This window comes from Desulfoferrobacter suflitae (assembly GCF_022603395.1).
GTDB lineage: Bacteria > Desulfobacterota > Syntrophobacteria > Syntrophobacterales > Syntrophobacteraceae > Desulfoferrobacter > Desulfoferrobacter suflitae.
Genome location: NZ_JAIBKA010000024.1, coordinates 1 through 10,721, shown reverse-complemented (window position 1 = coordinate 10,721; position 10,721 = coordinate 1). Strand labels below are relative to the sequence as shown.

Annotated in this window: 12 protein-coding genes and 2 pseudogenes; 2 read left to right on the top strand and 12 right to left on the bottom strand. The window is 51.6% G+C overall.

What is annotated here, in order from left to right:
• Nucleotides 1-37: 37 nt before the first annotated feature.
• The 11 genes and pseudogenes from K1V27_RS23115 to K1V27_RS22225 all read right to left on the bottom strand — a co-directional run.
• Nucleotides 38-148: pseudogene (locus K1V27_RS23115) on the bottom strand (type II toxin-antitoxin system HicA family toxin); the annotation flags it as partial.
• Nucleotides 145-351 carry a type II toxin-antitoxin system HicB family antitoxin gene (locus tag K1V27_RS22265; RefSeq protein WP_258932485.1) on the bottom strand — a complete coding sequence of 69 codons (207 nt, stop codon included), beginning with the start codon at nt 349-351 and terminating at the stop codon, nt 145-147. The gene K1V27_RS22265 and the pseudogene K1V27_RS23115, both read right to left, overlap by 4 nt.
• A 203-nt stretch (nt 352-554) precedes the next feature.
• Nucleotides 555-845 carry a type II toxin-antitoxin system RelE/ParE family toxin gene (locus K1V27_RS22260; protein WP_258932484.1) on the bottom strand — a complete coding sequence of 97 codons (291 nt, stop codon included), beginning with the start codon at nt 843-845 and terminating at the stop codon, nt 555-557.
• Nucleotides 842-1,066, bottom strand: coding sequence for an addiction module protein (locus tag K1V27_RS22255; protein ID WP_258932483.1), 225 nt, complete (start codon nt 1,064-1,066; stop codon nt 842-844). Before K1V27_RS22255 ends, K1V27_RS22260 begins: the two co-directional genes overlap by 4 nt.
• A 143-nt stretch (nt 1,067-1,209) precedes the next feature.
• Nucleotides 1,210-2,025, bottom strand: coding sequence for an AbiJ-NTD4 domain-containing protein (locus K1V27_RS22250; protein ID WP_258932481.1), 816 nt, complete (start codon nt 2,023-2,025; stop codon nt 1,210-1,212).
• Between the two features lie 259 nt (nt 2,026-2,284).
• Nucleotides 2,285-2,575: a type II toxin-antitoxin system RelE/ParE family toxin gene (locus tag K1V27_RS22245; protein WP_258932479.1), complete on the bottom strand. Its 291-nt coding sequence runs from the start codon at nt 2,573-2,575 to the stop codon at nt 2,285-2,287.
• Nucleotides 2,572-2,853, bottom strand: a complete 282-nt coding sequence (locus K1V27_RS22240) for a type II toxin-antitoxin system Phd/YefM family antitoxin (protein ID WP_258932478.1) — start codon at nt 2,851-2,853, stop codon at nt 2,572-2,574. The genes K1V27_RS22245 and K1V27_RS22240 overlap by 4 nt, the downstream gene beginning before the upstream one ends.
• A 542-nt stretch (nt 2,854-3,395) precedes the next feature.
• Nucleotides 3,396-3,938: pseudogene (locus tag K1V27_RS23250) on the bottom strand (DNA-primase RepB domain-containing protein); the annotation flags it as partial.
• 322 nt (nt 3,939-4,260) lie between these two features.
• Nucleotides 4,261-5,007, bottom strand: a complete 747-nt coding sequence (locus K1V27_RS22235) for an SAM-dependent methyltransferase (RefSeq protein ID WP_258932477.1) — start codon at nt 5,005-5,007, stop codon at nt 4,261-4,263.
• A gap of 282 nt (nt 5,008-5,289) precedes the next feature.
• Nucleotides 5,290-6,513, bottom strand: a complete 1,224-nt coding sequence (locus K1V27_RS22230; RefSeq protein ID WP_258932475.1) for a hypothetical protein — start codon at nt 6,511-6,513, stop codon at nt 5,290-5,292.
• Complete coding sequence (locus K1V27_RS22225) at nt 6,494-8,704, bottom strand: DUF1156 domain-containing protein (protein ID WP_258932474.1); 2,211 nt, start codon at nt 8,702-8,704, stop codon at nt 6,494-6,496. The genes K1V27_RS22230 and K1V27_RS22225 overlap by 20 nt, the downstream gene beginning before the upstream one ends.
• Before the next feature lie 342 nt (nt 8,705-9,046).
• Between K1V27_RS22225 and K1V27_RS22220 the strand changes: the two genes are divergently transcribed.
• Together K1V27_RS22220 and K1V27_RS22215 are read left to right on the top strand one after the other, a co-directional pair.
• The gene (locus tag K1V27_RS22220) at nt 9,047-9,235 is read left to right on the top strand and encodes a type II toxin-antitoxin system HicA family toxin (protein ID WP_258932473.1); all 189 of its coding nucleotides are present in this window, start codon (nt 9,047-9,049) and stop codon (nt 9,233-9,235) included.
• Nucleotides 9,236-9,244: 9 nt separating this feature from the next.
• Nucleotides 9,245-9,661, top strand: a complete 417-nt coding sequence (locus tag K1V27_RS22215; RefSeq protein WP_258932471.1) for a type II toxin-antitoxin system HicB family antitoxin — start codon at nt 9,245-9,247, stop codon at nt 9,659-9,661.
• A gap of 72 nt (nt 9,662-9,733) precedes the next feature.
• On the opposite strand, the gene K1V27_RS23105 is transcribed toward K1V27_RS22215, so the two are convergent.
• On the bottom strand, nt 9,734-10,207 hold the full coding sequence (locus tag K1V27_RS23105; RefSeq protein WP_353740648.1) for an FRG domain-containing protein: 474 nt from the start codon (nt 10,205-10,207) through the stop codon (nt 9,734-9,736).
• Between the last annotated feature and the right edge of the window lie 514 nt (nt 10,208-10,721).

Here is a 10,721-nt window from a genome sequence, read left to right as displayed (position 1 = left end):
CCACGTTATCGTGAAAGGAGAAGACGAAATTTGGTCATCCAGGGCGAGAAAGCGTACGGTGTGAACCCGATGAGCGTTTGATCTGCCAGCCGATATGATGCAAAGCGGCAAGAACTCGTCTTGCCTTTGTGGAGGGCCATTCACTCATGCTGCAGCAAACTTGATATCGAGCATATCGGATGAAACCTCCCCGTGTTCAAGCCTGTCAGCCAGAACACGAAGAGCCAATGCCTGCACTTTGCTGATGGCCTCTTCAGCTGTCTTTCCGTAGGCAAGAGCCCCTGGAAGCTCCAACACTTCAGCTAGCCACCTTCCATCTTCTTCTTGCTCGTATTCAATGTTGAATTTCATAAGTTTATTCCTGACGCAAATCTTCAGTGTGGAATAATATGCCTCTTAATTGATTTCATTATAGCACGGCTCTGTAGGCGTGCACGCGCATAACGCTCCGCATAACCGGCGGCGCCAAAGCAGCACGGATTCTACATCTGCGGCACTGAGCATGATGGCACCGCGTGGCTGCGCCGTCCGGTTGAGCGCTTTGTTCTGCGGTGCTAAACTCGGTTCTTCCAATATTCAGGATCGCGATGTAGGTGCATCACGGCAAGAATGAAAATGACATCGTCCTGTTTGGAGTAGACGATGCCGTATGGAAATCGCCGAATCTGGCACCGACGGATGTCGTCTTCAAGGATGCTCCAAGCGTCTGGAAAGCTGCGTATGTTCTCAATTGTAGAGTGTACTTCGATAGCGAAGTCGTAACCGAGACCCGGCGCACAGTCTTCATAGTAGTTTATGGCGTGGCGAAACTCCGCCTCGGCTTCGGGATGAAATGCGTACTTCATCTCGAAAACCGTTTGAGAGCCCTGTCGAATACCTCTTCTCCTGGAATGGGTTTCACCTTCCCGGAGCGAAGCTCCTGAAGCCGTCTTTTTGCAACCTCCGTCCACTTTGCTTCTATGCCGGAGTCTGGCATGTTGAGGCTGCGCAAGAGCGAATCAGCTATGAGTGCCCGCTCCTCTACCGGGAGAGAGAGTACCTCCTCCAAAATCTTTTTGGTCGTCATCGTGATCCAACTCCCATCTTGATGAGCTTATTTCGATTCCACAGATTCATACTAGCAATCTAGGAAGGCTTTGCCAATGGGCATTGAGCAGAACTGCCAGCTGAGCCGCGCCCGGTTTTTGTGGGCGTCGGTTCCAGCGAAAGTTATGGTGCAACGTTTGATTTCAGGTAATTGATGAACGTCGAACACGACACCAGGAAGAACTTTGCATCAGTAACTGTAATATTTGGTTCATCAAGCATCGCATGCCGGATCCCCGCCTCATCGCTTGTGTATCCATAAATTGCTGAAAAACCTTTCTTAAGCGCAGGATGCAAGTGTCCATTCTTCTCGATAACCGCTAAAGCACCCCCAAGAGTTGCTTTCGGATTGCCACTTATTTCACGAGCCATGCTTTCAACAGCCGATATAGACTCCTTGATTGAGTTCCTGTAATCAGGACTATTCCCTCTTGACAGATGCTCCATTGCCATTCTCAGGTGTGCATGAACACCACTAAATGGGCCCTCGGAAATCGCCTTCTGTATGGCCTCTATCTCTATTTCGTCGGTAACAGGTACAAATGTCGACTCAATGAAACGATAACCGGTCAATTCTATCGCGAGAATATCGTTGATTCTTTGGATCAAGTTTTGGTTTTGCTCATATAGCAATACATGCTCCATGAAATCATAAATTTCGTACCAGGCACAGCTGAAGAAATATTCCCTGATGGCTTCAAGTATTCTGTGAGGCCTATCCGGCCTTGAATCCATAGGTTCCTTAAAATAAACAAACCAGAGCCTCCGACTAGACTTCTCTATGTCACCATGCCCATGCTGGCGATACAGAAAATAGTCCCTGTTCCAAATAAAAATATCGAGTACATTCCACAGAGAGTTACGCAATGCGTCACTCATGCCTTGAACTTGCAAAGCGGTTTCAACAGGTGTGATTCCGATTCGCTCACTAAATTTCATTGTAGTGACCTTGTGCCATAATCGCGGCGCTGACCCGCGAGCACGTCGGATGGGAGCAGGCCGCAGGCCTGGTCACAGCCGGCGCGCGCAGTCGGGTCCAGTGTTCCGGCGCGAAGCGCCGGGGCAAGGTGCTGGACGCAGTCGCCGGGAACGCCGGGCATAACTGGCGGCGCCAAATCGGCACGGAGTCTGATTTTACATGACGAATTTTCTGAACACCATGAGGCCGCGCCGTCCAGTTCATGCCTTCGTTGGGTACTCAAGACACTGGTTCTTCGGGAAGCTGTGCACCGTGCCAGACTGCAATGATCCACACGATCTCGCCTTTGACTCGATAGAAGAACCGGTATGGAGTGACGACCACCTCCCGGTATGGCAGATCTGGAAATTCCGGTACGACTCTTCCTGAGTTCGGGAATTGTTCGAGCCGTCGCAGTACCGTCTCCGTTCGCTCACGGAAGTTGAGTGCCGCCTGAGGGTTATCCCGACGAATGTAGCTGAGCGCAGAGAGAAACTGAGTCCTGGCTGAAGGCGTAAAGCGGATTTTCACGACGGCTCTTCCGAAAGAAGTGCATCGGCATCAGTAAGGACGGAGTCCAGGTCATGTCCCTCACCGGCTTCTATTTCCCTTTCTCCCTTCGCCAGAAGGCGTAGCAGCTCTCTGTCACGCTCCGATTGCTCAAAAGCTTCCACGCTAAGCATTACAGCGGCCGCACGCCCCCTCTGTGTAATCACAATGGGTTCCCTGGAATCTTTGATTTTCTTAAGCACCTTGGCAGCATCCTGCCGCAAATCACTGACTGGAATGATATTCAAAAGCTTTCCCATATTGCACCTCCTGTAGTACTTCTAAATGTACTACACAACGTACCTAGAAGCAAGCAAGTGCGAGAAAAGCGCGGAGATGTGGAGCTGCCCAACGCCGCGCTTCAGCGGCGCGCGGCTTTTTTGCGCGTCCGACTGCAAGCGCCCTGTTAGAAAAAATGTTCCAAACGAAAGCAACTCCATCTGCTTTTAGAGCAGCATGTCAAATGTTGAGACGTGACCCTGGCTTGTGTATGGTGATCTTATCCTCAAGGGTCACAACTCTAAGAACTCTGCCTCCAAATTCATCTATGCGCCCCCAAAATCGAAAACGGTTTCCATCCTGAGACTCAGTCCTAATTGGATTCTCCAGAACCTGAACGCACTATTCCTTTTTAAGATATGGTCGCTTACGCAGAACTTCATTCTCAAAATATGCGGTGTACCTATAATCTGCCATGACAAAGTGTACCCGTCTCTATGATGATGAAGTTCCTGCTGTAGTTTTTCAGATTAAGCTGCTTAAATTTTTCTCATTATCTTGGCAGGATGTTTTGATTTTCGGATTATTTTGAGTTTTTTGCAGGATCGTTATTTTGCACGATTTTTTTTGCACGCTGTATTGTCCTGGTGAGGTAGTGATTGATTCTTTTTGTTCCCAGATGGCTGTCCCAGCAGGTTCTTTCCGTGAGAATCCGATCTCGGATGAAGATATCATTAAGTCCTCGGCGAAGCAGAGCCAGGACATAAGCAAAGTCAGTTCTTGATTCATCGCCACAGTCAAATTGTTTTCGGCAAATAGTGGATTGATGGCACACACCCCCCACTGGGGTAAAGGGAAAAGGGATTATGCGGGATCTGGATGAATCTTGAGGTGTTATAGCCGGTATGATGGCCTCAGTTTGCCAATCGATCCAGATGAGTTTGGAGAGAGGATATTGTCCCTTTTGGCTGCGGTATTTTTGTTTTGGGTTGCAGAAGCCGGGACATCTGCCGAAGCGATTGGCGGGATCGGCTGCGGGGTCGCTGCGAAGTATCTTTAGCCAGTAGCGTTTATCTTGAAGCGCAAGAGGTGTATGGGAGTGAATCCACACCTGGAAGTTGTGGGGTGAGGTCCCAACCTATACTATGTTCCAATAGGCTGTGGAGTGTACTGTTTTGTTTGAGCGCATCCTGTAAGGGCTACGATTAGGATGAAAAAGAATGAAAAACTAGGAAAGTATTTTTTCACTTCCACCTCCGACAATTGTATTGCTCGGCACAAGCACATAACACCGCGCATCAGCGGCACGAAGCCACGCGCCAAGGAGCCACGCGAAGCGCCGATTATTGCCACGCGTGGTTTCGTGTCCGGGGCATGCGCTCGTTATGCCCTTCATTTCCTGACGTGTAATAACGTAGGGCTCTCTGAGCTCCCCGCAAAAAACAAGCTCATCTGTCAACCCCTATTCGAACAGCTATGGAGGGGTCGTAAAGGTTCATTGTATTTGCCTCGGTTTTCCTGGCAATGGCACGGACGAATCCGATGTAGCGGCCATGATCCGAATCCAGCGTTTCGGCGTCGGAAGGAAAAACACTCCTTCCCATAATCTCCAGGGCCTTTTCGAAATCACGCCAGTGACGCCAGCCGTCACGCAAGGTATCGATCTGAACGTCCGTGACGCTGCTATTGCGGCTCCATAAATCCCGCCACCAGTCCGCCGTCTTGAAACTCCAGCATCCATCCTCCCAGAACACTTTTCCGTTTGACTGAGGGGTGACGAGATGCTCCGGAGGCGCCCCTTCGATTGGTTGCATCAGTGCCGGCATGACGGCGCCCAGCAACCCTTCCGGACGGACAAATCTGCTCAGATATCCGAGATAAAGCTCATCCGTTCCGAAGTACTGGTAGGCATCGATTGAGACAACGGCATCGAAAAAGCCCTGTGGAAACGGCAATGAGTGAGCCTCGGCACGCAAAGGAAAGACCAAATCGGTAACCTTGGCCTCAAGAGCTCTTTGCCAGTTATGGTCCGGTGTTATCCAGAAATCGGTCGCCCACACCTGTACTCCGAATTCTCTTGCGAGAAAGATGCTGGTCATGGCTCGTCCGCAGCCCAAATCGAGCACACGCATCCCGGAGCTCAGAGGCAATCCCTCGGCAAGCCATTCGGCAAGCCACAGTGCGTTCGGACCCATCTGGTTTTCCATCATCCAGGCCGGCTCGTACCGGCTCGACCTCGGAAACTCCGATTTGTGAAGGAGTTGATTGATATCCACTGTCGTACTGTCTCCTCAATTATCCGGACTCATAACATGAGCTTCACCGGCCGCGCGCCAAAAAACTTCAGCCAAGCAAACACACCGCCCCGCGCGGTCCGGTGGAAGCTGACGTTAGGAAAAATGTCTCATGTCAAGGGCTGCCCCCCACAGACACTCGTTCCAGAAGCTCCAGCCCAGTCCCTCCGGGTTCAGAAACGTTTACCGCGTTACGAATTCGCGTATGCGCGTTTGAGGAATGAGATGATCCAAGGTGGCGGTGGCAAACACCTTTCCATCCAAACGGAGCAGGAGCTGCCGCATATCCTCGCGCCTTTGCCTGAAGCCGCGTCCGTCGATACACGCAACCACTTCATACCTCGGTTGCCCAGCCGCAACATGCTCATTGCGTTGCGTTTCGAGCTCCTTTATGCGAGCCACCTTATCTCTGGCCGTTCCATCATCGCTTGTGATCTTTGCTTCGATAATCACGGCGGGGCTCACTTCATCCGGAATGCAGAAGTCGGGGGCTTGCCCGAAACCGGGAATTCTTTCGGCTCTGCCGGTCTTTCGGTATGAGACGCCAGCCAACCGAAGGCGCTCTTCGATTGCATTCTCCATTACTTCACCGACCAACTCGGAAACGGCATCCCTGTGGGCGGCAAAAGGGCGACCAAGATAGCGCTCGTAAAGCAAAACGGCGTAGGGCACGTTTTCATTGCTGGCATATCTTAAGGAATCGAGACCACCCTTGGTGTCGAACTTGGCCAAACGGTGAATCACCCCTTCCTGATCATCCGGAGCGCCTCTGGTGATGTAATGCACTGCCACATTCACCAAAGCATCCAACCTTTCGATGGTCTTGGGCCGCTCCGGTGGCGTATGCCCGCGAATACTGGCTCGGTTGATGCGGTCTTTGAACTTCCGGAGGCATTCGCGAACATATTGAGGGTCTTCTCGACAGCGTCTGTCGAGTGATCTCGCCGCATTTTGAGTCACATCACTATCGAGCTCGGATCGTGCCAGCTCAGCCCATTCCGGTGCGGTCATTCCCAGAATTGCACGCAGCACGCCCACGACCCTGCTATTCTCCAGGATGGCTTGATGAACCGCGGCCGCACTGAAATCTTCGAAACCCTTGCTACCACGTTTGAGAACTTCATACGCATCCCGAAAGTCCGAGTACCTGATAAAACCGCTCCCCATGGGCATAAGAAGAAACTCAGACACCAAATCCGAGAAGGTGACATCTACCATCTCCTCCAATCTCTCGCCAAGCTCTTCAGGCGTCAGTTCAAATGGCCGTTGAAGCGACATTCCTTCCCCCTCCAGCGTTGCACTATGCGCCAATATCTTTTCCAGTTGTTTCAATGCCGGGCGGTTGCCACGGTCCCATCCGCCATGTGGCAGCTCCTCCCGAGCGGTATCAAAAGGATATCTGCCCATCCTCGGCACCATAGGATGTCTGAGGTTCTCGACTAAAAACGTTCTGTAGAGCAGGGCTCACCGACAGGACATCGTCAAGCAAGTGCTCGACGGATGTCAGGCCTCCAAATGCGGAGACCCAGCGCGATACACTCTCCATGCGACGAGCGACCGTGAGGCTACCGTCCCAACCCTTCCTGAGATTCCAAACAGCCAACCTGATGAGATGGCCGAAGATGATGCAGCGAATGTCGCCAAGTGTTGCCGTAAAATTCCTCACGCCGGCAAGTTTATCCAGGTCCATTCTTATAAGCTCGGCGACACCTTCGGGGGTATCGACGATCCATTTTGCCGGGACTCTGCCCGTCGAGCGGCAGACAAACACGGTGTCGAGAATGGAAGACTTGGTTCCGCTTATGTGAATGGATGCGCCCATTTCTCCGGGGCATGGAAGGGAGGCCGAGCAGGTGAGGCCCGAATCGAGTATGGCCACCGCAACGGGATAATAGGCATCTAGGCTGTTGTGATGATAGGTGAATGCCAAGGGGGCTCCCGGCTTGAGAGCTAGAGCCATCTTTCGAAACACCGATGAGAGCCCTTCTGTGAAATGCTCCAAGCCCCGTCCCATGTTCTCGTTTCCCGTAAGCTCCATCGCGTTGCGGGTAGACGCCTTCGCAAATTCCGGAACGTTCCTCCCGACCAGTTTGCGAAGCCACACGTAGCAAAAATCCATCAGCTCCGCATATTGAACGTTTCCGAAATACGGAGGGTCGGTGAGCACGGCATCGAGCCCGCCCGGTTCGATATTCGCCTCAGCCGCGTCGGAGCAGAGGAGCTCAACCTTTCTGGAGCCGGGCCGACCGGACGTGGTATTGCCGTCTCCTATCCACTCACCGGGAATATCAACCACAAGCTTTCTTCCCTTCCTGTGGAGGATTTCGAAAGGTCTGTCGCAGTACGACTTCGCCTTGACAAACTTGGCGATGATGTTGGACCAGCCACCGCTTCCAACATTATCTCCATTGGCTCCGGATATGCCAAGGAAGTTCGACTCGCACTGGATTAGCCCCACTGGAAAACCGTGAACCGAAAAGATATCCAGTGACTTAAGGGCCATGACATCGTAGCGGCACAGCATGTTTTGGTAACGCAAAAGATCGGAAAGGTTGGTTGCCAGCGCATTGCGCACCCGCTCCCCCTTCTCCCGTGAAATAGAACGGCAGCTCAGCTCGAGACCCAGCAGTTGGCGCTTGCTGAACATCTCGCGGTAGTGCCGGTACCCCCAGCGGTGCAATCGGTTCGTTTCGTCTCCGCTCGGAATTTCATCATCAGGAATGAACATCGGCTGCAGGCTGTCCCACGCAGATTCCGCAGCCTCCAGGCGCATGAAATCGGCGGGATCGGGCGTCTTAAAGAAGCGCCCCTTGTGGCGTGGTTTGCAGGCGGGGCAAAAGTACTCGATGGCAAACATCCTGTGCAGAGGAGGACCCGCTTCGGGGTCTGGGTAAACGTTGATTTCTCCGCACTGAAGGCAGGCGCATCGGTTTCTCCTCGCCGGCCCGGCAGTGATCAGGGGTTCGCCACACAAACTACATGCACCCGGTTGCTTCCTATTGCCGGTTTCAGTGAGCCCGCCGCATGCGGCACAGAGGAACACATACTTCGGATGGCGCCTGTTGTGCGAGATGAGGTATCCCGGGAAGAGCCTGATCTCGCTTTCGCAGTTTCTGCAGGTCCTTGTTTTTACCCAGAGAAAGTATTTCACATGGGCATCTTCCGAGCCGCACTTGAGGCACTGGGTCCGATGGAAGTCGCCTATCTTTTCTTGAAGCTCCCTGAGAAGGTTGTCTGCACCCTCTCGATAGGCTTTAAGGTCCAGGTGCTCTATTTCCTGCCGGACGATCCAGTAAGACATGGGATTGATGTCGTGGCCGATCACATCGCACCCGAGACGATTGGCTTCGAGCAAGGGAGTGCCTCCCCCCATGAATGGATCTGCGATTCGAAGCCCTCCGAGATCATGGGCTCGATAGAAAGATTGGCTAACCGGCTCTGTCACGAATTCCGAAAGAAGCAGCCCCCGAAATAACGTCCCCGGCCTTCTGGCAAACCACTTGTGGACAGCAATGATCGGCCTGTAGTTCTGCTGAATCTGCTTCTCTTGCAGTGCCAGTCCGCCAATGAACGATATATCAAAATCGTGTTCGATCATAAGACCTCATGTGTGATATCATCGTTGAAGTGGATGAGTGGCGCTTGGCTGCCACCACATTCATTGCTTATTTTCGCTCGGAAGTCAATTTGTAGACAAATACCGCAGGACGACCAAAAGGAACTCAGGTTTCACAGATTTCTTCGGAACATCTGAGACTTACCCTGTGCCTGCCGGTCGGGTGCTAACACAATCATCAGCGGCGGGCGCGAATTGGTATAAAGTCTCGGTTGGCAGTATAGGTTTCAATCCACCACGTGGTCGCCCGTCCGCTGGATGTGCAAGTTATCCGACATTTACAGGTATTGACAACAAGTCGATCGGTGTGTATGAATACACACCATGGACAGCCGGGAAATCATCCGCATTCTCAAGCAAAATGGTTGGTATGAGGTCGCTAAGGTCGGGTCTCATACGCAATTTCGGCATCCAGAAAGAAAAGGCCGTGTTACGGTACCACATCCCAAAAGAGATATACCGATCGGTACGTTAAAGAGCATTGAGCGCCAGTCGGGTATTGAGCTAAAGTGAGGGAACATCATGGCGAACTACATAGCCATTGTGCATAAAGAAGCCAATACTGATTTTGGCATATCCTTTCCTGATTTTCCAGGTTGTATTACCGCTGGTCACAGCGTCGATGAAGCCAAGGATGCTGCCCAAGAGGCACTTGCCCTCCATATTCAAGGAATGATCGAAGATGGCGATCAATTACCAAATCCATCAAAACTCGAAGACATCATGGCTGATACGGATTACGCTGACGCTGTCGCTTATCTGGTTGTTGCGGTACCGGATGCAAAACCTCGGACGGTAAGAGTCAATATTACCGTTCCAGAAATGACGCTTAAGCAAATTGATGTGGCAGCTAAAAAACGGGGTATGTCAAGATCCTCCTTTCTTGTTCATCTCGCACAGAATGCGATTCATTCAAATCACTCGCAGTCATCGGCATAGCACTGAACCCGTGGGCGATAACGAAAGCTTGAGGGGCGCGCGGCTTTTTGCGCGTCCCTCTCAAAGCTGTGGTTATGGAAAGGCCTTTCTCAGGTGGAACTCGCGAATTGCGACTGTCCTAATGAGGGCCTCCTCAGAGCCGAAAAGTGAAAATGCATTTATATTCATTCTGTCGAGGTCGTGAAGCGCTATCAGAGACTCTGATGCCGGGATATCAATCTTCCACAACATGTCTTGCGGTTCTCCGACCTCGGAGAAAACATCTTCGTGGCAAGCGTAACAAAGGTCGTTTCCCGATCCTTGAGTACAGATAGTATATTCGCCCTGTTGCATCCAATGTCGTTTGTGTGTCCTTACATTTGGCCCTAAGCCCGTAATTAAAGGTTTGTCTCCTTCATGTGTCTTACCGTGCCCTACATGCTCAAGGTAACAGTACAGGGAGACGTAATCAGTTTCGGGAGGAATGTTTTGAAATGCAAAGTATGCTGCGACAAACTGTGATCGAGTCCAGTCCAGCAGAGGTGACGGAAACCCATGGTGCCTCAACTAAACCATATATTCGTACCCAGGCAGTTTTCCCTTCATGAACATATCTGCAGAAGACAACCAAGACCGAAAATTCCCAAAGTCCGGTATTACCCATGTCCTATCCGTTAACGATTCAATCTGGGATTTCGTTACCGATAGTTTTCTAAAATAGGTCTCCACTCCCAAGTCATCGTCTGAAAATCGTTCGAGCGTAGTAGCAAGACGCCACTTATGGTTCGCATGTCCGCGATAAAGAAGGCTAGAGACATAGGTATCTTCCTTCCTCGATAGCTTGTTACGGTGCTCCTCAATTCTCTTCAGTTCCCTCTGGCAGTGTTCCCAAGATGTCACTTTGATCTCTTCCATTTTTCATTACCATAACACCGGCCATCACCGGCCCGAACCACGCTGCCAATGAGCTTGCAGACAACACCGGCCAAACTTGCCCGGCGTGGTTCGGGTCCGCGTGGATGGCCTCGTTAGCGCATAATCTCTAGATAGGGGACGCCCTTTAGTTTTTTAATTTTAGTCT